The 21791-nt window shown below is 56.3% G+C and carries 22 protein-coding genes and 1 pseudogene; 13 read left to right on the top strand and 10 right to left on the bottom strand.

The features are described 5' to 3' along the window. The 4 genes and pseudogenes from VN114_RS13420 to VN114_RS13405 form a co-directional block, all read right to left on the bottom strand. A pseudogene (locus VN114_RS13420) lies at positions 1-946 on the bottom strand (hypothetical protein); the annotation flags it as partial. A gap of 107 nt (positions 947-1053) precedes the next feature. Beyond that, positions 1054-1515 carry a pilin gene (locus tag VN114_RS13415; RefSeq protein WP_414694227.1) on the bottom strand — a complete coding sequence of 154 codons (462 nt, stop codon included), beginning with the start codon at positions 1513-1515 and terminating at the stop codon, positions 1054-1056. A 229-nt stretch (positions 1516-1744) separates the two neighbouring features. Then, a complete protein-coding gene (locus VN114_RS13410) occupies positions 1745-2395 on the bottom strand; it encodes an FHA domain-containing protein (protein WP_325515679.1) in 651 nt (216 codons plus the stop codon). Between the two features lie 163 nt (positions 2396-2558). Continuing rightward, positions 2559-3380, bottom strand: coding sequence for a Stp1/IreP family PP2C-type Ser/Thr phosphatase (locus tag VN114_RS13405; RefSeq protein WP_325515677.1), 822 nt, complete (start codon positions 3378-3380; stop codon positions 2559-2561). Positions 3381-3711: 331 nt separating this feature from the next. Between VN114_RS13405 and VN114_RS13400 the strand changes: the two genes are divergently transcribed. Continuing rightward, entirely contained in the window at positions 3712-4644 is a 933-nt protein-coding gene (locus VN114_RS13400) for a histone deacetylase family protein (protein ID WP_325515675.1), read from the top strand. Between the two features lie 210 nt (positions 4645-4854). On the opposite strand, the gene recX is transcribed toward VN114_RS13400, so the two are convergent. Further along, on the bottom strand, positions 4855-5310 hold the full coding sequence (gene recX, locus VN114_RS13395; RefSeq protein ID WP_325515673.1) for a recombination regulator RecX: 456 nt from the start codon (positions 5308-5310) through the stop codon (positions 4855-4857). A gap of 132 nt (positions 5311-5442) precedes the next feature. Next, positions 5443-6549 carry a recombinase RecA gene (gene recA, locus VN114_RS13390; protein WP_325515671.1) on the bottom strand — a complete coding sequence of 369 codons (1107 nt, stop codon included), beginning with the start codon at positions 6547-6549 and terminating at the stop codon, positions 5443-5445. Positions 6550-6770: 221 nt separating this feature from the next. Here recA and VN114_RS13385 point away from each other — a divergent pair, with 221 nt between their 5' ends. The 5 genes from VN114_RS13385 (at position 6771) to VN114_RS13365 (ending at position 12119) form a co-directional block, all read left to right on the top strand. Continuing rightward, positions 6771-7445, top strand: a complete 675-nt coding sequence (locus VN114_RS13385; protein ID WP_325515669.1) for a ribonuclease HI family protein — start codon at positions 6771-6773, stop codon at positions 7443-7445. A 97-nt stretch (positions 7446-7542) separates the two neighbouring features. Further along, a complete protein-coding gene (locus tag VN114_RS13380) occupies positions 7543-8262 on the top strand; it encodes a response regulator transcription factor (RefSeq protein ID WP_325515667.1) in 720 nt (239 codons plus the stop codon). A gap of 8 nt (positions 8263-8270) precedes the next feature. Then, the gene (locus tag VN114_RS13375) at positions 8271-9812 is read left to right on the top strand and encodes a sensor histidine kinase (protein ID WP_325515665.1); all 1542 of its coding nucleotides are present in this window, start codon (positions 8271-8273) and stop codon (positions 9810-9812) included. Next, positions 9809-10093 (top strand): DUF4212 domain-containing protein, encoded by a 285-nt coding sequence (locus VN114_RS13370; RefSeq protein WP_325515663.1) that lies wholly within the window; start codon positions 9809-9811, stop codon positions 10091-10093. Before VN114_RS13375 ends, VN114_RS13370 begins: the two co-directional genes overlap by 4 nt. Beyond that, entirely contained in the window at positions 10086-12119 is a 2034-nt protein-coding gene (locus VN114_RS13365) for a sodium:solute symporter family protein (protein ID WP_325515661.1), read from the top strand. Before VN114_RS13370 ends, VN114_RS13365 begins: the two co-directional genes overlap by 8 nt. A gap of 94 nt (positions 12120-12213) precedes the next feature. Here VN114_RS13365 and purM read toward each other — a convergent pair whose 3' ends face one another. Then, positions 12214-13257 (bottom strand): phosphoribosylformylglycinamidine cyclo-ligase, encoded by a 1044-nt coding sequence (gene purM / locus VN114_RS13360; protein WP_325515660.1) that lies wholly within the window; start codon positions 13255-13257, stop codon positions 12214-12216. A 262-nt stretch (positions 13258-13519) separates the two neighbouring features. Between purM and hda the strand changes: the two genes are divergently transcribed. From hda to panB, 7 genes are read left to right on the top strand one after another with little or no spacing between them, the layout of a single operon-like run. Next, a complete protein-coding gene (hda, locus tag VN114_RS13355) occupies positions 13520-14224 on the top strand; it encodes a DnaA regulatory inactivator Hda (RefSeq protein ID WP_325515658.1) in 705 nt (234 codons plus the stop codon). Positions 14225-14246: 22 nt separating this feature from the next. Then, a complete protein-coding gene (locus VN114_RS13350) occupies positions 14247-14930 on the top strand; it encodes an HAD family hydrolase (RefSeq protein WP_325515656.1) in 684 nt (227 codons plus the stop codon). A 13-nt stretch (positions 14931-14943) separates the two neighbouring features. Then, positions 14944-16323: a polynucleotide adenylyltransferase PcnB gene (gene pcnB, locus VN114_RS13345; RefSeq protein ID WP_325515654.1), complete on the top strand. Its 1380-nt coding sequence runs from the start codon at positions 14944-14946 to the stop codon at positions 16321-16323. Next, entirely contained in the window at positions 16320-16823 is a 504-nt protein-coding gene (gene folK, locus VN114_RS13340) for a 2-amino-4-hydroxy-6-hydroxymethyldihydropteridine diphosphokinase (RefSeq protein WP_325515653.1), read from the top strand. Before pcnB ends, folK begins: the two co-directional genes overlap by 4 nt. Before the next feature lie 36 nt (positions 16824-16859). Beyond that, entirely contained in the window at positions 16860-17207 is a 348-nt protein-coding gene (locus VN114_RS13335) for a DMT family protein (RefSeq protein ID WP_325515651.1), read from the top strand. 26 nt (positions 17208-17233) lie between these two features. Next, positions 17234-17875: a deoxynucleoside kinase gene (locus VN114_RS13330; RefSeq protein WP_325515649.1), complete on the top strand. Its 642-nt coding sequence runs from the start codon at positions 17234-17236 to the stop codon at positions 17873-17875. Between the two features lie 3 nt (positions 17876-17878). Then, a complete protein-coding gene (panB, locus tag VN114_RS13325; RefSeq protein ID WP_325515647.1) occupies positions 17879-18703 on the top strand; it encodes a 3-methyl-2-oxobutanoate hydroxymethyltransferase in 825 nt (274 codons plus the stop codon). A gap of 76 nt (positions 18704-18779) precedes the next feature. Here panB and ypfJ read toward each other — a convergent pair whose 3' ends face one another. The 3 genes from ypfJ to dnaJ form a co-directional block, all read right to left on the bottom strand. Continuing rightward, a complete protein-coding gene (gene ypfJ / locus VN114_RS13320) occupies positions 18780-19640 on the bottom strand; it encodes a KPN_02809 family neutral zinc metallopeptidase (RefSeq protein WP_325515645.1) in 861 nt (286 codons plus the stop codon). Positions 19641-19777: 137 nt separating this feature from the next. Further along, the gene (gene can / locus VN114_RS13315) at positions 19778-20452 is read right to left on the bottom strand and encodes a carbonate dehydratase (protein ID WP_325515643.1); all 675 of its coding nucleotides are present in this window, start codon (positions 20450-20452) and stop codon (positions 19778-19780) included. Positions 20453-20641: 189 nt separating this feature from the next. After that, on the bottom strand, positions 20642-21766 hold the full coding sequence (dnaJ, locus tag VN114_RS13310; RefSeq protein ID WP_325515641.1) for a molecular chaperone DnaJ: 1125 nt from the start codon (positions 21764-21766) through the stop codon (positions 20642-20644). Positions 21767-21791: the final 25 nt, after the last annotated feature.

Genomic DNA, 21791 nt, shown 5'->3' with positions numbered 1-21791 from the left:
TAACAGGAGAAAGACAGAAAAATATGGCGTTAGGAAAGACCCCCCAAGAAAACCATATATGAGAAAAATCAAACCTCATATCGATTGAAAGTTGTCGTATATCCGGAATGATCCACAAGAAAAGATATTCGAAAAAGAATTTGGTTTGCAAAACGGCACTCACAATCCATTTTCCTATCGGAGTACTTAACAAACCTATGTCAGATATTTGGGAAATAATCGTAGCAATATCCGGCTCGTAGCCGGTGGCCACAATCTGTTTTTTTGCAAAAAACACGAATATCGCGGCAGGTGCACATAATGCGAGGTAAAGTGCCGCCCGTTTTAAACGCGATCTAAAGCCTCCCTCGTACAATGAGATCAGTGCAATAGAAGTAAAGGGCAACATGATGGCATGCTCTTTGGAAAATACCGCAAGTGAGTAAAAAAGCGCTGCGGTAAAAATATCGGCGGTTCGATTTTCAGAAAATGCACGCCGATAAAACCATAGAGATAAAAGCGAAAATAGCGTTGCAAAGAGAATTGTGCGCTGCGCTAAATAACCGGCACCGTACACTGCAACCGGGTGAATAACAAACCAACATGCGCCGATTAGGGCAGCGAGAGTCGCCTTGGACTCATTTCCATTTTTTTGTTCGTTGCGTACTGACTCCTTTGCCTGCAGCAATAATGCCCTTAATAATACATAGAGCATCCCTCCGCACATAATGTGAAGGATAAGGCTGAAAATCCTATTTAACTCTATACCGTTACTAATTACCGCAATAATTCCCAAAGTAAAGTAAGGGAAACTTCGGGGAGAAAAATCAAATGGTCTTTCTACATAATCGTAAACTGATCCATTTGCAAACAATCCATGATCATCAAAAACGAAACCATTCTTCAAAAATGGGATATACAACAATGCTGCCAATAAAGCGATAACCACCATGGCAATCAACGACATCCTGCATTGTTTCATGGTGCTATTGCCCTCGCCATTTCCTCATAGACCCTAAAAGTAAAAAGCCCTTGTCCAACTTATGACAAGGGCTTTTTAAACTTAAATACTGATTATTTCCATTTTGCAATCGCTTGCGTTACCGCAGGATCGTCACTGGTTGATGAAACCGACCATGTCAGCGCAGTAGTTCCAGTATCGTTCGGCGTAAACGTAATCGTCTTTCCATCGATTTCAGTCGGTTTAATGTTTTGCAATGTAGCGACAATCGCACCCGTACCTTCTGTAACCTCAATACCAGATACTTCTGTCGTAGCAGTCGGTCCATCTTCACCTAATCCCAAGGTCGCCCAAGGGTCCGCTTCAATGCTAGCCACGCCACCGTTATTTTGCGCAAATTCAGCAACAGCCAATTTAACTGGATCGACAGCCGTCGCAACTTTAGACAGTTTTGCCCGAATAACATAGTTTTGGTATTGTGGAATCGCCACTGCAGCCAAAATACCAATAATCGCTACAACGATCATCAGTTCGATCAGCGTAAAACCTGCTTGCGCCTTCTTCAGCATTTTCATCGATTTCATTTATCTCTCCTGTTGGGAAAATAGGCAGACTCCTGCCATGCCGTTCATTGAGCAATCGGTGTGCCAGCAGTAAATAACTCTATTTCACGAGAATTTGTTACGGAAATCGACAATAATTTAACAATCGACCATTCTATAGTGCCCATTTTTGTCATATCTGGGCAAATTCAACCAAATTTCGTCCCTCTTTGTTTCTTCAATAGCCAAATAAGGCTTTTAATCAGCAGTCAAAAATCATTTCGGCCCCGGACATTTCAATCAAATCTCCGTTGGCCAGCATGCGCGTGCTCGCACCGATGGACGTACCATTGACGAGTGCCGGCACCTTGCCTTCTATATGTGTCAGGCTGAAGCCATGCTGGGTTCGCGCGAGCACCGCCACTTGAATGCCAGGCCGGCCGATCGTGGTCATGGGTTTGGTCAGGGCGATCTCCTTCCCTGCGCCGACGCCCTTCAGAATTCTTATGACGCCAGTTGATTTAACTTCGGACGATAACTGCGATGGCACTGTGGTTTGACGCATGTCGCCAAGGCCATCCTGAGTGGACGTCAAGACAATGGCAGACGGCGTACCCAATCCATCTTCGTCCGCACAATAACGAATGGTATGCGTTGCCAATTCAATGACGTCGCCGTCCTGCAGGAAATGCTTCTTGACCGGCTGGCCGTTGAGCTGGCTGCCGTTGGTGCTGTCGAGATCTTCAAAGAAGACTTCGCTCAGCAACATCGCGATTACCGCGTGTTCGCCACTGATGCCCGCTGCATCGATCACGATGTCGTTATAGGTCCTGCGTCCGATCGTGGTGCGCGCCTTCAGTAACGGAAACACCTGTAAATCAATACCGTCTTTTGCCAAAATAATTGTGGCCATTCATCTCTTTCAAATCATTTGCAGCGCGCATCGCGATCTGCTCCTCAAGCAGTGATTCGCCGCACAATCTTGTCCATGCAATTTCTGTGCGCAGGCATGTCATCGATTTACAACAATCGTTTGCCTGTCTTTCGCTTTTTCATCGTTGCTATTTCATCACCAGTCATGGCTTCGCAAACCACTTCTTGAGCCATCCAAGCGGTTCATGCCGAGCGATCTCTCCAGCAGCAGTAATGCGTGCAAGGATCGCGGAAATATTATCGCGACCGCCATTATCATTGGCCGCTTGCACCAGAACCTCACCCAGTTTGTCGGGTTCTGTCTGATGGGTTTGCATCATTTCCGTCATTTGCTCTTCTGACAGCATGTCGGACAGGCCGTCCGAACACAGTAGATAAAGGTCGCCTTCCTCGATCTGGTATTCATTGGTTTCCACATCGATCTGCGGTGCGACACCCAAGGCGCGGGTAATCAGATTCTTGTTCGGCGCATAGCGTGCCCATTCCGCGCTGACAAGACCGGCATCGATCTGTTCCTGCAACAGCGAATGATCGCGTGTCAGCAAGGTCAATTTGCCCTGGCGAAATCGATAACAGCGCGAATCGCCGATATGCGCAATCACGATACGATCATGCCGAAATAGCGCAGCAACCAGTGTGGTCCCCATACCGCTGTATTGCGGTTCATTACGTGCCGCATCCAGAATCTGGTCGTTGGCGATACCGACGGCTACTGCCATCAATTGCTGCAGACGCTTTCCACTCGCGTGTTTGCCATTCAGTTGCAGCAACTGCTGCTCCAGTTCGATCATGAAGACGGACGTCGCAATACTGCTGGCAATCTCGCCCGCGTTGTATCCCCCCATTCCGTCAGCCAGCACGGCAATACTGTGGTCGGCACTGATCTGAACCGCATCCTCATTGTGCGAGCGCACCAATCCCGTATCGGTCTTGACAGCGAACTGAAGCGCAACGTGATGCGTCATAAAGGCGATGAATGAACAACAATAGGGAACGACGTGGATAAACGTTTTCCGACTGAAACGACAGGACAATGCAATTATCTCGCGACTGGCTGCAAATCCACCATTTATCGGCCATTTTCCGCTTCAGATGATAGCCGCTATCCAATACGGTAAACCACGTCGTCGCCGCCTCATGAAAGATTTCACATTCCATGGATCGTCGCTCCACAGTCCGTTTCCCGATACGTCCCTCTATAATGGACGGATTCACGTCAGGGTCACACACGCCGGCCCACGATACCAAGCCACCAATAATGGAGAAGATGCGCTTCCTCAGGCATCGCGCAAGAACATGACGACACTGATTTATACCCACGAAGCCTGCCTGGACCACATTCCCGGCCCGAGCCATCCGGAATCTCCGGAACGCCTGAAAGCCGTCATCAAGGCACTGCGTACGCCGGAATTTGAAAAAGCCGAATGGCGCGATGCACCGATGGGCACGCGCGAACAGGTCCTGATGATTCATACCGAGGATTTCGTCACTGACATCGAAGATGCCTCGCCGACACGCGGCTACGTTCCGCTGGACGGCGGTGATACGATCATGTCGCCGGGCTCGCTGGAAGCCGTCATGCGCTGCGTCGGTGCGGCCTGCGCCGGCGTCGATGCCGTACTGGGTAACGAAGCACGCAACGTCTTTTGCGCCACGCGTCCTTGCGGTCACCATGCGGAGCCGAATCGCGCGATGGGCTTCTGCATCTACAACCAGGCCGCCATTGCCGCCGCCTACGCTTATGAAGTCCACAAACTGGAACGCGTAGCCGTCGTCGATTTCGACGTTCACCACGGCAATGGCACGCAAGCGGCTTTCTACGATCGCCCTGAACTGTTCTACGCGTCCAGCCACCAGTCGCCGTTCTATCCAGGCACCGGCTCCAGGACTGAAACCGGAACTGCCCACAATATCGTCAACGTCCCGCTGCCGCGCGGCTGCGACTCCGCAATGTTCAGGGAACAGATCGCTGCAGAAATGCTGCCGGCTATCCGTGCCTTCAATCCGGAACTGATCATCATCTCGGCCGGTTTCGATGCACATCATCTGGATCCGCTGGCCGGTCTCAACCTGCAGGACAGCGACTACGACTGGGTCACGCGTGAATTGATGAAGATCGCCGATGAAACCTGCGAAGGGCGTATCGTTTCGATTCTGGAAGGTGGTTACAGTCTGGAAGGTCTTGCTTCCAGCACGGCCGTTCATGTGAAAGCCTTGATGGATCACTGATTGTTGGGCCGGCCTGCCTCGCATGCCGGCTCAAACATGTCGTGATGTGGCACCGTACCTTGCTGCATTTCTCACAGTGCACCGCAGCGCCTGCGCTCGCCGAAAAACGGATATCGCCCCGTTCCCAAATCAGGTCGGACGCAGTCGGGCAGCCGTATTCGGACTTCGCATCTTTAGCGCTTCAAGCGTTGGCGATCCATTGAGCGCGACTTAATCTTCGTCATTATCAACAGCGCGCATCGCCGCACGGATCGCCCGATTAGAGAAACCGCGCTGCATCAGAAAACGCATCTGCTTTGCACGATCGTTGGCATTATCCGGCACCGTGCCGAACTTCCTCAGCCACACTTCACGTGCGCGTGCCGATTCGTCCTGTTCCAATCCAAGTTTGATATCCGTCAGTGCATCGGCATCGATGCCGTGACTTTTCAATTCGGACAGAATGCGGCTGTTGCCGAAACGCGCCGAGCGCCGATTGACCAGCGATTCGGAGAAGCGCTCTTGCGATAGCAACTTCGCTGCCTCCAGCGCATCGAGCAAGGTATCGACATTGTCGCCTTCCTGCGCATAGCGCGACAGCTTGCGCGCGAGCTCCATGCGACTGTGTTCGCGCGCCGATAAATAACGCAGCGCCCGGGCTTTCAGGCTCATTTGCAGTTTTGCCATATGAGTTAAGCGCGGGCGCTGGTTGATGTGATGAGGGCTTACAGGTAATTCATGTCGAGCAACTTGCCGTCAAAACTGCGGATATTTTTGTCGAACGAATCGGCAAAAATATCCGGCAGAAAATCGCGACGTTTATTCGACTTCCTTGAGTTCTTTCTCTTTTTCCTTGGCGGTCGTTTTCTTGGCCGCTGGCTCGTCCGATTTATCGGACTTGAATGGAGGCAGCGCAGGCACGCCCAGAACGGCTCGCACCTTGTTTTCAATCTCGTGCGCCATTTCCGGATGTTCCTTCAGGTAATTACGTGCGTTGTCCTTGCCCTGACCGATGCGTTCGCCTTCGTAGCTGTACCAGGCACCGGATTTTTCGACAACCTTGTTGTCCGAACCGAGATCGAGGATCTCGCCTTCGCGCGACGTGCCTTCTCCATACAGAATGTCGAAGTGCGCTTCGCGGAACGGTGGTGCGATCTTGTTCTTGACGACCTTGACCTTGGTTTCGTTACCGATGACTTCATCACCTGACTTGATCGAACCGGTACGGCGAATGTCCAGACGTACCGACGCGTAGAACTTGAGTGCGTTGCCGCCGGTCGTGGTTTCGGGATTGCCGAACATGACGCCGATCTTCATGCGAATCTGGTTGATGAAGATGACCAGCGTATTCGTGCGGTTGATGCTGCCGGTCAGTTTGCGCAGTGCCTGCGACATCAGGCGAGCCTGCAAACCCGGCAGGGAATCGCCCATGTCGCCTTCGATCTCCGCCTTTGGGGTCAATGCGGCCACCGAGTCGATAACGATCAGGTCGACGCCGCCTGAACGCACCAACGCGTCGCAGATTTCCAGCGCCTGTTCGCCGGTATCAGGTTGCGATACCAGCAGGTCGGACATGTTAATGCCGAGTTTTTTTGCGTAGGTCGCATCGAGCGCGTGCTCGGCATCGATGAAGGCACAGGTTCCGCCGAGTTTTTGCATTTGTGCAATGGTCTGCAAGGTCAGCGTGGTCTTGCCGGACGATTCCGGGCCGTAGATTTCGACCACACGACCGCGTGGCAAACCGCCAACGCCAAGCGCGATGTCCAGCCCCAGCGAACCGGTGGAAACAACCTGGACTTCCTCGACCACGGCACCGTCTTCCATGCGCATGACCGAGCCTTTACCGAATTGTTTTTCGATCTGGGCCAGCGCTGCGGCTAGCGCCTTGCCCTTTTCCGAGTTCGCTGCGTTCTTTTTGTCGTCCATGAAATTCTTTCGGCGGTTTAATGTAAATGGGTGGCTGGCATACCGTGTTCCAGACCGGAAGTTGCACTGTATAAAAAAACAGTGCTTTATGCAAGCACCAATCCATTATTTTGTGAAAAATGATCGAAATGACACTTTTTCACTTTCTGCTAAAACATTGGCAGAAGTACCTTGGGTCGTCGCATCGGGTAACATCGGCGCTCGCATTGTAAATCGCCAGCATGGATTCTTCCGCCGACCTCTTCGATCTCGCGTACAAAAAGGAGCGTGCCGCAGCACGCAAGCTGGAGCGCACGACCGGACTCGGCCCTGACGCGGCATTAAAACATGTACTTGAGATCGCAGCGGACGGCACGCCGCTGGCCGAATTGCTCGCCAAACGGCGGCAATTCCAGGCTGTTGCAACCGAAAAAGCCGCAACCCGGCGCCAAAGACAACAGGAAGCGCGTGAGCGAAAAAACATGCCGACAGCACCTGCTGACGCATGGCTCGCATGGTTCGACGGTTCCAGCCATCCCAACCCCGGACGCATGGGGATCGGCGGATTGTTGCAAGGTCCGAACGGATATCTTGCTGAAATCAGCTCGCATGTGGGTCACGGCGACAGCAGCGAGGCCGAATATCTGGCGTTGAATGCAGTATTGGACGCTGCGGTGGCGGCACAGCCCGCACGATTGATTATTCACGGGGACAGCCAGGTCGTGATCGACGATATTCGCGGCACGCGCCGCCCTTCACCTTCATTGACGACATTACGCGAACGGGCATTGCGCTCGATTGCACAATTGACGGACGTAACGTTCGTCTGGATTCCTCGGCACAAAAACACGCGCGCCGACGCCTTGTCGCAAAGCGCAGTCCGATCCCTGGATGAATGTTCAACGCAGCGTATTTGAAATCACGGCCGGCAGCTCCGCCGCTTTTTATTGCCGCCCCCGACGAAACCCAATAGACTACAACGCACCCTGTTTCCCCTGATCTCTCCCATTCCCCATGCGTATTCTGCTTGCCGAAGATGACAGCGTACTGGCCGACGGCCTGACCCGCTCATTGCGCCAGTCCGGCTACGCGACCGATTGCGTCAAGAACGGCATCGAAGCCGATTCGGTTCTTGCCACGCAGGATTTCGATCTGCTGATTCTCGATCTCGGCCTGCCGAAGATGTCCGGCCTTGAGGTATTGCAGCGACTGCGTGCGCGCAATTCCCATCTGCCTGTTCTGATCCTCACCGCCGCCGATTCGATCGAGCAGCGCGTGCGCGGTCTCGATCTGGGTGCGGACGATTTCATGGCCAAGCCGTTCGACCTGTCCGAACTGGAAGCGCGCGTACGCGCACTGACGCGGCGCGGTGCCGGCGGCGGACCGACCGTTATCCGGCATGGCCCGCTATCGTACGATCAGGTCGGTCGCATCGCCTACATCAACGAACAGATGCTGGATCTGTCCGCGCGCGAACTCGGCCTGCTGGAAGTTCTTCTGCAACGCAGCGGCCGCCTGGTATCGAAGGAGCAACTGGTCGATCATTTGTGCGAATGGAGTGAAGAAGTCAGCAATAACGCGATCGAAGTCTATGTGCATCGGCTGCGCAAGAAGATCGAGATCGGCGGCCTGCGCATCGCCACTGTACGCGGCCTCGGTTACTGCCTTGAAAAATTTGTCGAACCGGCGGCCGGCACAACAACGCCACCCGCCCCGGCTGTACCACCGGGCTAATTCCCGTCATGCCTGAAACCAGCCGACAGGATGCGATCGCTGCCGAGGCACCTGCATCAGCAGCGCTTCGCACTGCGAACCGGCCGGAAAAACACACGCAACGTTCGTTGTTCGGCGAGATTCTCGACTGGATGCTGGTGCCGTTGCTCCTGCTATGGCCGCTCAGCATCGCCATCACCTATATCGTCGCCCGCTCGATTGCCAACGAACCGTTCGATCGCGCGCTGGAAGACAAGGTCAACGTCGTCGCGCAACAGATCAAGGAACAGGACGGCAAGGTCATCACGCGTCTGACCAGTGCGGCGCGCGACATCCTGCACGCCGATGATATCGACAACGTTTATTTCCAGATTCGCGATGCGCATGGCGAGCTGGTCGACGGCGAAGCCGAAATGCCATTGCCGCGCGATGCTGAAATGCCCGCCCCGTGGTCCACGCAATTCCGTTACGACTTCATCCGCAACACCGAAGTACGCATCGCCTACACCTACGTTGATCTGCACAAGACGCGCGTCGAGCCGCAATTCAGCCTTGAACCGCGGCTGGCACTGGTGCAGGTCGGCGAGACGCTGGACAAGCGTTCGCAACTGGTCAATCAGATCATCAAGGGCGTGATCGTGCCGGAATTCATCATCCTGCCCGTGGCGCTGATCCTTGTGTGGTTCGCACTGACGCGCGGACTGCGACCGCTCGCCGAATTGCAACAGCGCATACATGAACGCCGTCCGGACGATTTGAGCCCGATCGATTCCGGCCACGTTCCGGAAGAAATCCTGCCGCTGGTCGGTTCCTTCAATGAAATGCTGGAGCGCCTGTCGCAAAGTATTCGCAATCAAAAACGCTTCATCGCCGATGCCGCGCACCAGATGAAAACACCGCTGGCCGGCATGCGCATGCAATCCGAACTGGCCTTGCGCCAGAACGACCAGGCGGAGATCCACAAGTCGCTCGAACAACTGGCAAAGAGTTCCAAATCCGCCACGCGCATGATTAATCAATTGCTGGCACTCGCCCGTGCGGAAAACCAGGCGCCGGAAACTCGGCCGATGCAGCCGCTGGAGTTGTCGGAAATGGCACGCGACGTCGTGCAGGACTGGGTGCAGGTTTCCTTCAACCGTCATATCGATCTCGGCTTCGAACCGTCGGTTCGGACGGCGATGGTTGCCGGCGACCGCACGATGCTGCGTGAACTGCTGAACAACCTGATCGACAATGCATTGAACTACACACCGGCCGGCGGCCGCGCCACCGTGCGTGTGCGCATCGACGACCTGCGACAGACCGCCATGCTGGAAGTCGAAGACACTGGCCCCGGCATCGCACCGCATGAGCGCGTACACATCTTCGAACGCTTCTATCGCATTCTTGGTTCCAGCGTGGAAGGAAGCGGACTGGGGCTGGCGATCGTACGCGAGATCGCGCAACAGCATCAGGCGGAAATCGACATCCTCGACAATCCCCACTGCAGCGATCCGAAGCTGCCCGGTTGCCTGATGCGTGTGACCTTGCCTTTGCTGCAAGTCGAATCCCAGGAGGACGATGCTGCATGATCGACGACCGCAACCGCGCCGAGACACGCGCCGACACTTACTGGAAACGTACTTCACGGCTGACGTTGTGGCTGTTGCTGGTCTGGTTCGTCGTCACCTTCACTGCCATTTTTTTTGCTCGCCAACTGGCTGATTACACCTTGTTCGGCTGGCCGATTTCGTTCTTCATGGCGGCACAGGGCAGTGTGCTGCTTTACGTGACGATCGTCGGCGTCTATGCGTTATGGATGCGGCGTCTGGACAGGCGATACGAACAGGATGGCGACAACGACGATGAATAAACCGAGTTTCTTCCGGCGTCTGGTGCGTTATTACGCGCTGTACACGATCTGCTTCGTGCTGTTCCTGTTTGCTGTCGCGATCCTGGAACATGAAGGGTTTCCGCGCGCCTGGATCGGCTATGTCTTCATGTTTTCCACAATCGTCGTTTACGCGACGATCGGCATCATCAGCCGCACGTCGGACATGCAGGAATATTACGTCGCAGGTCGTCGCGTTCCCGCATTGTTCAACGGCATGGCGACCGCGGCCGACTGGATTTCCGCCGCCAGCTTCATCAGTCTGGCTGGCGGTCTGTACTTGTGGGGCTTCGACGGACTGGCCTACATCATGGGCTGGGCTGGCGGTTTCGTGCTGGTTGCTTTGCTGATTGCGCCGTTCCTGCGCAAGTTCGGCCAGTTCACGATTCCCGACTATCTGGCGGCACGCTACACCGGCAAATACAGCGACAACGTCGTGCGCATGGTCGCCGTCGCGGCGACCGTCATCGTATCGTTCACCTATGTCGTGGCGCAGATTTACGGCGTCGGCCTGATCACCTCGCGCTTTACCGGCGTCGATTTTTCGGTCGGCATCTTCCTTGGCCTCGCCAGCATTCTGGTCTGCTCCTTCCTCGGCGGCATGCGTGCCGTGACATGGACACAGGTGGCGCAATACATCATCCTGATCATTGCCTACATGATTCCGGTCGTGTGGTTATCGGTAAAGCATACAAACATTCCAGTGCCGCCGATCGCCTACGGTTCTGCCATCGAAAAACTCGGCGAACGCGAAAAAGTGCTGATCGTCGATCCCAAGGAAGAGGAAGTACGCGCCATCTACAAACAACGCGCACTCGATCTGGAAGAACGTCTGGCGACATTGCCGGAGTCATGGGAAAACGGTCGCGCCGAAATCCAGCACAACCTCGAAGCGCTGAAAGCCGGCAATGCCGAGATGCAGGAAATCCGTCAGACCACGCGCGAACTGGCGGCGTATCCGAAGGACGCCGATGAAGCAAAACGTCGCTGGATCGAAGATCGCGCAACGAATCTGGAAATGGCGAAACCGCCAACACGCCACACCGAACCCTTTCCCGGTGATGAAGAAACGTCGAACATCAAGCGCAACAATTTTCTTGCGCTGGTGTTCTGCCTGATGATGGGCACGGCGGCGCTGCCGCATGTGCTGGGACGTTACTACACGACGCCTTCAGTGCAGGAAACGCGCAACTCGGTGTTCTGGACGCTGTTCTTTGTCATGGCCCTGTACATCACGATTCCCGCACTGGCAGTGCTGGTCAAGTACGACATTTATTCGTCGCTGGTCGGCACCGATTTTTCGAGGTTGCCCGAATGGGTGTCTTACTGGGGCGGCATCGACCGGCTGCATCCGCTGGTCAGCATCCACGACGTCAACCGTGACGGCATCGTGCAACTGGCAGAAATCTCGATGGACGTCGATATCGTCGTGCTCGCCACGCCGGAAATCGCCGGCCTGCCCTATGTGATTTCCGGCCTGATCGCAGCCGGTGGCCTGGCTGCGGCGCTGTCCACCGCCGACGGTTTGCTGCTGACGATTTCCAACGCACTGTCGCACGACATCTATTACAAGACCATCGATCCGCAGGCATCGACGCAAAAACGCGTGACGGTTTCCAAACTGCTGCTGCTGATGGTTGCGCTGGTCGCCGCCTATGCCGCGTCGCTGAAACCGGGCGACATTCTGTCGTTGGTAGGTGCCGCCTTTTCGCTGGCGGCATCGGCGCTCTTTCCGGCACTGGCGCTCGGCGTTTTCTGGAAACGCGCCAACCAGCCAGGCGCCATCGCCGGCATGATTGTCGGTTTCGCGGTCTGCGTGTTCTATATGTTGCGCACGCATCCGGCACTGGGCGGCACGGTGGATGGACAATGGTTCCACATCGCGCCGATTTCCGCCGGGATCTTTGGTGTACCGGCCGGATTGTGCGCGATCGTGGTCGTCAGCCTGCTGACGCCTGCGCCGGACGAACGGACAGAGGTCTTGCTGAAGGATTTGCGTTCGCCATGACCGGCGAGCGATGAGTAGAAATAAAAAGGGCTGCAGCACAATCGTGTCTGCAGCCCTTCTTGTCTGTGTCGCTTTACGACATCGCTTTATCTTTTTATACGACGATCGTTTGCGCTTCGCCCTGCTGACGCTCACGGATTTCGCCGATACGCATCACGGTTTCGCCGGCGGCTTTCAGCTGCGCCATCGCCGCATCGGCATTTTCCTTCGCCACGATCACGGTCATGCCGATACCGCAGTTGAAGACGCGATGCATTTCTGCGTCGGCAACGTTGCCGTGCTGTTGCAGCCACTGGAACAACGGCGGCATCGTCCATGCATCCTTTTGCAACACAGCCGTCAGGTTGTCCTGCAACACGCGCGGGATGTTTTCGACCAGACCGCCGCCGGTAATGTGCACCATGCCTTTGACTTCCATCGCCTCCATCAAGGCCAGCAACGGCTTGACGTAAATGCGCGTCGGCTCCATCAGCACATCGGCCAGTTTGCGGCCGTGGAAATCGGCGTTCAAATCAGGTTTGGCGACCGAAATGATCTTGCGCACCAGCGAATAACCGTTCGAATGCGCGCCCGACGAAGCCAGGCCCAGCACGACGTCGCCCGGTTTGATCTTGGTGCCGTCGATGATTTTCGATTTCTCGACCGCGCCGACTGCAAAACCGGCCAGATCGTATTCGCCGTCCGGATACATGCTCGGCATTTCAGCGGTTTCGCCGCCGATCAATGCACAGCCGGCCAGCTCGCAGCCCTTTGCCACGCCTTTTATGACGTCGGTTGCGCTCGGCACGTCCAGCTTGCCGCAGGCGAAGTAATCGAGGAAGAACAGCGGTTCTGCACCCTGTACCAGAATATCGTTGACGCTCATCGCGACCAGATCGATGCCGACCGTGTCGTGACGTTTCAATTCAAATGCCAGCTTCAGCTTGGTGCCGACACCGTCGGTACCGGACACCAGCACCGGTTCCTTGTACTTCTTGCTGATTTCGAACATTGCGCCGAAACCACCGAGGCCGCCCATTACGCCTTCGCGCATCGTGCGTTTGGCAAACGGCTTGATCGCTTCGACCAGTGCATCGCCTGCATCGATGTCAACGCCGGCGTCGCGATAGGAAAGGGAGGTATTGGAAGGGGTGCTCATGTTTTGATAGGCGGCAGTAAAATTGCGGTTTGAAGCCGATTCAGCTTGTTATTGCCGAAAATGAGCGCGACTGGTTCTATAATCCAGTCTTTGCATTCGACCAAGCATCGGAAAGCCGATATTTTAGCAAATCGCTCTCCTCTTCCCCGTATTTCAGGTCACTTTCTTTGTCGCATACCGAAAAACGCACGTCCGCCGGTCGCATCCGCAGCCCGTACAAACAGTCGTTGCCATTTCCAACCATTCCTGTGAAATCCCGCGCATGAGGCAGTTGCTACTCGATTTACCCGCCGAAAAGCCGCAAACGCTGGAATCGTTCGTCGTTGGTGCCAACACCGAACTACTAGACCTGCTGCCGCGTCTGGCCGCCGGCCGGGCAAACGGTCTCGACGAACGTTTTGTCTATATCTGGGGGGACGCCGGTTCCGGCAAAACCCATCTGTTGCGCGCAATGGCTGCTGCACCGAAGTCGCTCTATATTCCCGGCGACATTGCAGAAGACGAAGCGACCGACGTCTTCAACCTGCAACCGGGAATCGACCTGTATCTGATCGACGATTGCGACGTTTTAAAGCCGCAGGTACAAATTGCTGCTTTCGCCCTCTTCAACCAGGTGCGCGAACAAGGCGGCTGCATGATCACCGCAGGCAAGGTGGCGCCGGCCGCGCTGGCCCTGCGCGAAGATTTGCGCACGCGCCTCGGCTGGGGCCTGATCTATCAGTTGCACGGCCTGAGCGACGACGAAAAGATCGAAGCGCTCAACCATGCCGCCAGGGCGAGAGGTCTGGCGCTGTCGTCCGGCGTGTTACCCTACCTCATTACGCATTTCACGCGCGACATGCGCTCGCTTGCGGCGCTGCTCGATGCGCTCGACCGGTATTCGCTGGAAACCAAGAGGCCGGTTACCCTGCCGCTGCTGCGTGAACTGTTGCAGCGCAACGATACGCCGGGCAACGCCCCGGATTGACGATGGACATGCAATTACCCAGATGAATCTCGCTTTATTTGATCTCGACCACACACTTCTGCCGATCGACTCCGACTACGAATGGGGTCAGTTCCTGGCACGCACCGGCGCCGTCGAGCCGGTTGAGTTCGCCAAACGCAATGCCGCTTTCTATAAACAATACGAAAACGGCACACTGGATCCGGTGGAATATCTGGAATTCGCACTCGGCACGCTGGCAAAATTCTCGCGCCAGCAACTCGATGAGTGGCAGGTCGCCTATATGCGCGACGTGATCGAACCGAAAATCCTGCCAGCCGCACGTGCGTTGGTAAAAAAACATCAGGATGCCGGCGATCTGGTCGCCATCGTCACCGCCACCAACCGTTTCGTCACCGCGCCAATCGCGCGTGCGCTCGGGGTCGAACACCTGATCGCCGCCGAACCGGAACTCGACGACGACGGTTGCCCGACCGGCAAACTGGTCGGCTTACCGACCTCCGGTGCAGGTAAAATCACGCACACCAACGCATGGCTGGCAACGCGTGGCCTGTCGCTCAGCGATTTCGAGCGCAGTTATTTCTACAGTGATTCACAGAACGACATTCCGCTGCTGTCCATCGTGTCCGATCCGGTTGCAACCAATCCCAATGCCCTGCTGACCGCACATGCGCAGGCGCATGGCTGGCCGATCATTCACCTGTTCAATGCCGGTTCAAACGTCTAATCAAGATTGATCAATGATTAAAAAGCTCATCCGCCGCATCCTCGGCACAAAACAAGAAACGGGCGATCGCACGCAACCCGTCACGCTGACCGCAAAAGAACACGGCATCGATCCGAAGCTGGTGTCGTCCAACGCGATTCGCGTCACCAGCACGCTGCAGCAGGCCGGCTTCAAGGCCTTTCTCGTCGGCGGCGCAGTGCGCGATCTGCTGCTTGGCGTCAAGCCGAAGGATTTCGACATCGCCACCAACGCCACGCCGGAACAAGTCAAGAAACTGTTCCGCCGCGCCTTCATCATCGGCCGCCGCTTCCAGATCGTGCACGTGATGTTCGGCCAGGATTTGCTGGAAGTCACCACCTTCCGCGGCGCATCGCAGGAAGACGCGCTCAAGGACGAACACGGCCGCGTGCTGCGCGACAACACCTTCGGCGAACAGCACGAAGACGCCATCCGTCGCGACTTCACCATCAATGCGATGTATTACGATCCGGCCACGCAGACCGTGCTCGATTATCACGGCGGCATGGCGGACATCCGCAACAAGACGCTGCGCATCATCGGCCTGCCGGAAGCACGCTTCCGCGAAGACCCGGTGCGTCTGCTGCGCGTCGTGCGCTTCGCCGCAAAACTGAATTTCTCGATCGCGCCGGAAACCCGCGCGCCGATCACCGTCATGGCGCCGCTCATCAATAACGTGCCGGCCGCTCGCGTGTTCGACGAAATGCTGAAGCTGCTGTTGAGCGGCCATGCACTCGCCTGCCTCCAGCAACTGCGCAAGGAAGGTTTACATCACGGCCTGCTGCCGCTGCTCGACGTCGTACTGGAACAACCGCTAGGCGAAAAATTCGTGCGTCTTGCACTGGATGCCACCGACGAACGCGTGCGTCAGGGCAAACCTGTTTCGCCCGGCTTCCTGTTCGCGTCGCTGCTGTGGCATCAGGTCGTGGAAAAATGGAAGGCCTATCAGGCCGCCGGCGAATATCCGATCCCCGCGCTGCATCTCGCCGCCGACGATGTGTTGAACACGCAAACCGACAAGCTTGCGCTGCAGCGCAAGATTGCGTCCGACATGCGTGACATCTGGGCGATGCAACCGCGCTTCGATCGCCGCGTCGGCAAAACGCCATACAAGTTGCTGGAACATCCGCGCCTGCGCGCCGGTTACGACTTCCTGCTGCTGCGTTGCGCTTCGGGTGAAATCGATAGTGAAATCGGCGAATGGTGGACCGACTTCATGGAAGCAGATGGCGGCGGCCGCGAAGAATTGCTGGCGAAAAAGCCGGCTGCGACCAGCACCGTCGCTGCTCCTGCAAAAAAACGCCGTCGTCGCGGCGGCCGCAGTCGTGGCGCAAGCGGTGCTGGAAGCAACGACGCCTCCGGCAAGAGCGAATGACAGTCTCAGGCATGACCGGAAAAACTGTCGTTGCCTATATCGGCATCGGCGCCAATCTCGGCGACGCGGAAGCAAGCGTGCGAAATGCGCTGGACGCGCTGGATACCTTGCCGGAGACCAGCGTGACTGCGCAATCCTCGCTGTTCCGCACTGCACCGATCGATGCCGACGGCGACGATTACATCAATGCCGTGGCCGGCATCAAAACCAAATTGTCCGCCGGTGAATTGCTGCAGTCGCTACTGGCGCTGGAACAGACATTCGGCCGCGAACGCTCGTACGTCAATGCACCGCGCACACTCGATCTCGACCTGCTGCTGTATGGCGATCAACAAATCGACACGCCATCCCTGACGGTGCCGCACCCGCGCATGACAATGCGCGCCTTCGTGCTGATTCCGCTTCTGCAGATCGATCCGTTCATCGACATTCCGGGTCGCGGGCCGGCACACCAGTTCGTGCCCTCGGTCGCCGATCAGGCCATCCGGAAAATCGCCTGACGACTATCGCCTCCATCCACAGCGACCCAATACATCATGCAAATTCCCGTCATCGTTCAAACCATCGGCTTGCTGACGCTGTCGAATATCTTCATGACCGTCGCGTGGTACGGCCATCTGAAAGGCCTCGCATCGAAACCATGGTGGATTGCCGCGCTGATCAGCTGGGGCATCGCGCTGTTCGAATATCTGCTGCAAGTCCCCGCCAATCGCATCGGCTACACGCAGTACAGTCTCGCCCAACTGAAAATCCTGCAGGAAGCGATTACACTCACCGTATTCGTGCCGTTCGCGCTGTTCTTCATGGGGCAGCCGTTCAAGCTCGATTACATCTGGGCCGCATTGTGCTTGATCGGCGCCGTCTATTTCATCTTCCGTTCATAAGCGACGGCAGGCAGTAAAGAAACTACATGGATTTCGATAAATACAAATACATCGTCGTCGAAGGCGTGATCGGTGCGGGGAAAACCTCGCTGACGCGCAAGCTGGCAACGCACCTGAATGCGCAAATGCTGCTGGAACTGCCGCAGGAAAATCCCTTCCTCGAAAAGTTCTATCGCGATGCCGCACGCTATGCACTGCCGACGCAGATGTTCTTCCTGTTCCAGCGCCTGAACCAGCTGCGCGATCTGGCACAGCCCGATCTGTTCGATGCGCGCATTGTGTCCGACTTCCTGCTCGACAAGGATCCGATCTTTGCGAGACTGACGCTGGGAGACGATGAACTGGCGCTGTACCAGCAGTTGTACGATCACTTGCGCCCGCAGGCGCCGTTGCCGGATCTCGTCATCTATCTGCAGGCCAAGCCGGAAACGCTGATCGAACGCATCAAGAAACGCGGCGTCCCGATGGAAGCGGGTATTTCGGAAACCTATATCGAACGCCTGTGCGAAAGCTATAGCCGGATCTTCTACGATTACGAAGCGGCGCCTTTGCTGATCGTCAACACCGAGCATCTGAATCCGATCGACAACGAAGAAGATTTTGCGCTGCTGCTCACGCGCATCGCCAACATGCGCGGCAAGCGCGAATTTTTCAGCCGTGGAGAATAAAGCATGACCAGCTATTTGCAGGAAAGCGAACAACGCACCAAGGCCGTGACCGTTCCCTCGCTGTTCGCCATGCGCGAACGCGGCGAGAAAATCACGATGCTGACCGCCTACGATGCCAGCTTTGCCTCATTGATGGACATGTGCGGCGTCGAAACACTGCTGATCGGCGATTCACTCGGCATGGTTTGCCAGGGCAACAATTCGACACTGACGGTCACCATCGACGAAGTCGCCTATCACACTGCCAGCGTCGCGCGCGGCAACAAGACGGCGCTGGTGCTGGCGGACATGCCGTTCGGCACCTATGCGACGAAAGAAGACGCCTTCCGCAATGCAGTCAAGCTGGTACAGGCCGGCGCTCAAATGGTGAAGATCGAAGGCGGCACATGGGTGGTCGACACCGTGCGCTTTCTCGTCGAGCGAGAAATTCCGGTCTGCGCGCATCTCGGATTGACGCCGCAATCAGTCAACCGTTTCGGCGGCTACAAGGTGCAGGGGAAATCGACTGCCGCCGCCGAACAGATGAAATCCGATGCCATCGCCCTGCAGGAAGCCGGCGCATCGCTGCTGGTGCTGGAAGCGATCCCGGCACAACTCGGCAAGGAAATCACCGATGCGCTGACAATGCCGACCATCGGCATCGGTGCCGGTCCGGATTGCTCGGGCCAGGTGCTCGTGATGCATGATTTCATCGGCGTCTTCCCGGGTCGCAAGGCGCGCTTCGTGAAAAATTTCATGGAAGGCCAGACCAGCATCGAAGGCGCGGTGCGTGCCTATATTAAGGAAGTAAAGGAAGGTACGTTTCCCGCAGCGGAACATTGCTTCTGATAGTTGCAACGCAGTCATTCCAATAAAAAAGCGCCGTCAGGCGCTTTTTTATCGAGAGAATCGAACGGTCAGGCAATCAGATCTGCTTTGCCGCAAACGTGTTGCAACTGTTCAGATCGCCACTGTCGATTCCACGCTTGAACCAGCGCACACGCTGCTCCGACGTCCCGTGCGTGAAGGAGTCCGGCACCACCTGTCCCTGTACCTGACGCTGCAACGTATCATCGCCGATCGCGCTCGCCGCTTTCAATGCGCTGTCGATATCGCCCGACTCCAGGATGTGACGCGCCTTGTCCGCATGATTGACCCACACGCCGGCAAAGCAATCCGCCTGCAACTCCACGCGCACCGACAAGGCATTTGCCTTGCGCTCCGACGCACCGCGCTGCATGTCCGCGACCTTCTCGCTGATGCCTGTCAGGTTCTGCACATGATGGCCGACCTCGTGGGCGATCACATAGGCTTCGGCAAACTCACTGCTGACTTGAAAACGCTCGCGCATCGTCTGGAAGAATTGCAGATCGAGATATACCTTCTGATCACCCGGACAGTAGAACGGGCCGACAGCCGTATCGCCCGTACCGCAAGCGGTCGGCGTTCTGCCGGAAAACAGAACAAGGGTGGGTTGCACGTACTGTCCGCCGTTCTCGCGGAAGATTTTTCCCCACACATCTTCGGTATCGGCCAGCACGACGGAAACGAATTTTGCGACAGGATCGTCGGCCGGCGGTTTATGTGCTTCCGGTTGCGACATCTGCACCGGCCCACCGCTGAGCAGGCTGAGGATGGTCGAGGGACTGACGCCGAAAAAGTACGACCCCAGCAATGCAATCACGATCGTGCCGATGCCGATCGAACGACCGCCGAAGCCGCCAATGCCGCCGCCACCGCGCCGGTCTTCCACATTCTCGCTTTCGCGATTGCCTTCCCATTTCATGGTTTTTTCTCCCGGTCGCCGTCGATTACAGATCGCTGCAGAAAAGGATGAATCAGAGGTGCAGAAGACAATGTACTTGAGCAGATCGAATCTGCGCAACATCCGTATGCAGTGCAGTCAGGCCGCAACAGCAGCACTTATTCCGACTGTTCGTAGCGCGCGAAGCTGTGCTTCAGTTTTTCATCCGCGCTATCGAGACAATCGATGGTGACGTTCAGATCGCTGAGCAATCCATCCTTCAAGCCGTAAATCCAGCCGTGGATCGTCACGTCCTGACCACGCTCCCATGCATCCTGCACGATCGTCGTGCGGCACACGTTGGCGACCTGCTCGATGACGTTCAGTTCACACAGACGATCGTGTTGCGCCTGCGTCGGCAACGTCTCGCGCATGTAGCGTCCGTGCTTCTGGTGCACGTCCTGCACATGCCGCAACCAGTTGTCGGCAAGACCGACCCGCCTGCCGGTCATCGCCGCGTGGACGCCGGAACAACCGTAATGGCCGCACACGATCACATGTTTGACCTTTAAGACGTCGATCGCAAACTGCAATACCGACAGACAGTTCAGATCAGAATGCGCGACCACGTTGGCGATATTGCGATGCACGAACAATTCACCCGGCAGCAAGTCGACAATTTCATTGGCGGGAACGCGACTGTCGGAACAGCCTATCCACAGATATTCAGGAGATTGTTGGGCGGCAAGTTTTGCAAAAAAATTCTTGTCTTCCGCCAGCATTGACTCAGCCCAGCGGCGGTTGTTCTGGAACAGCTGTTCCAGTTCCAGTGCTTCTTTGTTTTTGTTCGTCATGTCAGTTAACCAAGGTAGAGCTTGTGCGCATGCATGCGCACGAAAAGCTTCGCCATTCTATCCGATCGCTCTCAAGATTCCGTTAGGCCCCTTCTCACCAAGGACTCTGGAGAGATCGCAAAGAGCATCGTTTTCAGCGCAAATAAAAAAGCCGCTGATGGCGATCAGCGGCTTGTACGGAATCTTTCGTTACTCGAAGAAATCCTTGACCTTGTCTTTCCAGGTCTTGGTCTGCGGACTGTGCTTGGAACCACCTTCCGTTGTCAGTTGATCGAATTCGCGCAGCAATTCCTTCTGGCGATCGGTCAACGTGACAGGCGTTTCAATCACAACGTGGCAGAACAGGTCGCCGGCGTAACCGGAACGCACGCCCTTGATGCCCTTGCTGCGCAAACGGAAAGTCTTGCCGGTCTGCGTACCTTCCGGCAGCGTGAAGGACGCCTTGCCGTTCAATGTCGGCACTTCGATTTCACCGCCAAGCGCAGCCTTGGCAAACGAGATCGGAATCTCGCAATGCAGATCGTCGCCATCGCGCTGGAACATCGAATGCTGCTTGATGCGGATCTCGACATACAAGTCTCCCGGCGGGCCGCCATTCATGCCCGGTTCGCCGTTGCCGGACGAACGGATACGCATGCCGTCGTCGATACCGGCCGGAATCTTGACTTCCAGTGTCTTGTTGCGCTTGATCTTGCCGGCGCCGCTGCAGGTGCCGCATGGTGTCGGATTGATCTTGCCGGTGCCGTGGCACTTCGGACAAGTCTGCAACACACTGAAGAAACCCTGCTGCATGCGTACTTGGCCGTGACCGCCGCAAGTCGTACAGGTGACCGGCGACGTGCCCGGCTTGGCGCCACTGCCGTGGCAGGTTTCGCAATTGTCCCATGACGGTACGCGAATCGTCGTGTCGTAACCGTGCGCGGCCTGCTCCAGCGTGATTTCAAGGTTGTAACGCAGGTCGGCACCGCGATAAACCTGCGGGCCGCCACGGCCGCGACCGCCGCCGGTCTGACCGAAGATGTCGCCGAAGATATCGCCGAATGCATCGGCGAAACCGCCGCCGCCACCGCCGCCCATTCCCATATTGGGATCAACGCCGGCATGACCATAGCGATCATAAGCGTCACGCTTCTGCGAGTCGGACAGCATCTCGTAGGCTTCCTTCGCCTCCTTGAACTTGTCTTCCGCTCCCTTGCTGTCCGGATTGCGATCCGGATGATATTTCATTGCAAGCTTGCGATATGCCTTCTTGATTTCGTCGTCGGACGCGTCCTTGCCGACACCAAGAACTTCGTAAAAATCACGTTTTGCCATGTGCAGGCACCCTTTGCTTCCTTGC

The sequence above is a fragment of the Oxalicibacterium sp. genome (genome assembly GCF_035565035.1).
GTDB lineage: Bacteria > Pseudomonadota > Gammaproteobacteria > Burkholderiales > Burkholderiaceae_D > Oxalicibacterium.
This window is presented reverse-complemented; position numbering and strand designations above follow the sequence as displayed.

Excerpts from the sequence above, each read along its gene's own strand:
- recA (WP_325515671.1), bottom strand. The coding sequence starts at position 6,549 with ATGGACGACAAAAAGAACGCAGCGAACTCGGAAAAGGGCAAGGCGCTA.
- hda (WP_325515658.1), top strand. The coding sequence starts at position 13,520 with ATGAGGCAGTTGCTACTCGATTTACCCGCCGAAAAGCCGCAAACGCTG.
- VN114_RS13405 (WP_325515677.1), bottom strand. The coding sequence starts at position 3,380 with ATGACGCATCACGTTGCGCTTCAGTTCGCTGTCAAGACCGATACGGGA.
- panB (WP_325515647.1), top strand. The coding sequence starts at position 17,879 with ATGACCAGCTATTTGCAGGAAAGCGAACAACGCACCAAGGCCGTGACC.
- VN114_RS13400 (WP_325515675.1), top strand. The coding sequence starts at position 3,712 with ATGACGACACTGATTTATACCCACGAAGCCTGCCTGGACCACATTCCC.
- VN114_RS13385 (WP_325515669.1), top strand. The coding sequence starts at position 6,771 with ATGGATTCTTCCGCCGACCTCTTCGATCTCGCGTACAAAAAGGAGCGT.
- can (WP_325515643.1), bottom strand. The coding sequence starts at position 20,452 with ATGACGAACAAAAACAAAGAAGCACTGGAACTGGAACAGCTGTTCCAG.
- VN114_RS13335 (WP_325515651.1), top strand. The coding sequence starts at position 16,860 with ATGCAAATTCCCGTCATCGTTCAAACCATCGGCTTGCTGACGCTGTCG.
- VN114_RS13380 (WP_325515667.1), top strand. The coding sequence starts at position 7,543 with ATGCGTATTCTGCTTGCCGAAGATGACAGCGTACTGGCCGACGGCCTG.
- folK (WP_325515653.1), top strand. The coding sequence starts at position 16,320 with ATGACAGTCTCAGGCATGACCGGAAAAACTGTCGTTGCCTATATCGGC.
- VN114_RS13415 (WP_414694227.1), bottom strand. The coding sequence starts at position 1,515 with ATGAAAATGCTGAAGAAGGCGCAAGCAGGTTTTACGCTGATCGAACTG.
- VN114_RS13350 (WP_325515656.1), top strand. The coding sequence starts at position 14,247 with ATGAATCTCGCTTTATTTGATCTCGACCACACACTTCTGCCGATCGAC.
- VN114_RS13365 (WP_325515661.1), top strand. The coding sequence starts at position 10,086 with ATGAATAAACCGAGTTTCTTCCGGCGTCTGGTGCGTTATTACGCGCTG.
- dnaJ (WP_325515641.1), bottom strand. The coding sequence starts at position 21,766 with ATGGCAAAACGTGATTTTTACGAAGTTCTTGGTGTCGGCAAGGACGCG.
- VN114_RS13330 (WP_325515649.1), top strand. The coding sequence starts at position 17,234 with ATGGATTTCGATAAATACAAATACATCGTCGTCGAAGGCGTGATCGGT.
- recX (WP_325515673.1), bottom strand. The coding sequence starts at position 5,310 with ATGGCAAAACTGCAAATGAGCCTGAAAGCCCGGGCGCTGCGTTATTTA.
- VN114_RS13375 (WP_325515665.1), top strand. The coding sequence starts at position 8,271 with ATGCCTGAAACCAGCCGACAGGATGCGATCGCTGCCGAGGCACCTGCA.
- ypfJ (WP_325515645.1), bottom strand. The coding sequence starts at position 19,640 with ATGAAATGGGAAGGCAATCGCGAAAGCGAGAATGTGGAAGACCGGCGC.
- pcnB (WP_325515654.1), top strand. The coding sequence starts at position 14,944 with ATGATTAAAAAGCTCATCCGCCGCATCCTCGGCACAAAACAAGAAACG.
- VN114_RS13410 (WP_325515679.1), bottom strand. The coding sequence starts at position 2,395 with ATGGCCACAATTATTTTGGCAAAAGACGGTATTGATTTACAGGTGTTT.
- purM (WP_325515660.1), bottom strand. The coding sequence starts at position 13,257 with ATGAGCACCCCTTCCAATACCTCCCTTTCCTATCGCGACGCCGGCGTT.
- VN114_RS13370 (WP_325515663.1), top strand. The coding sequence starts at position 9,809 with ATGATCGACGACCGCAACCGCGCCGAGACACGCGCCGACACTTACTGG.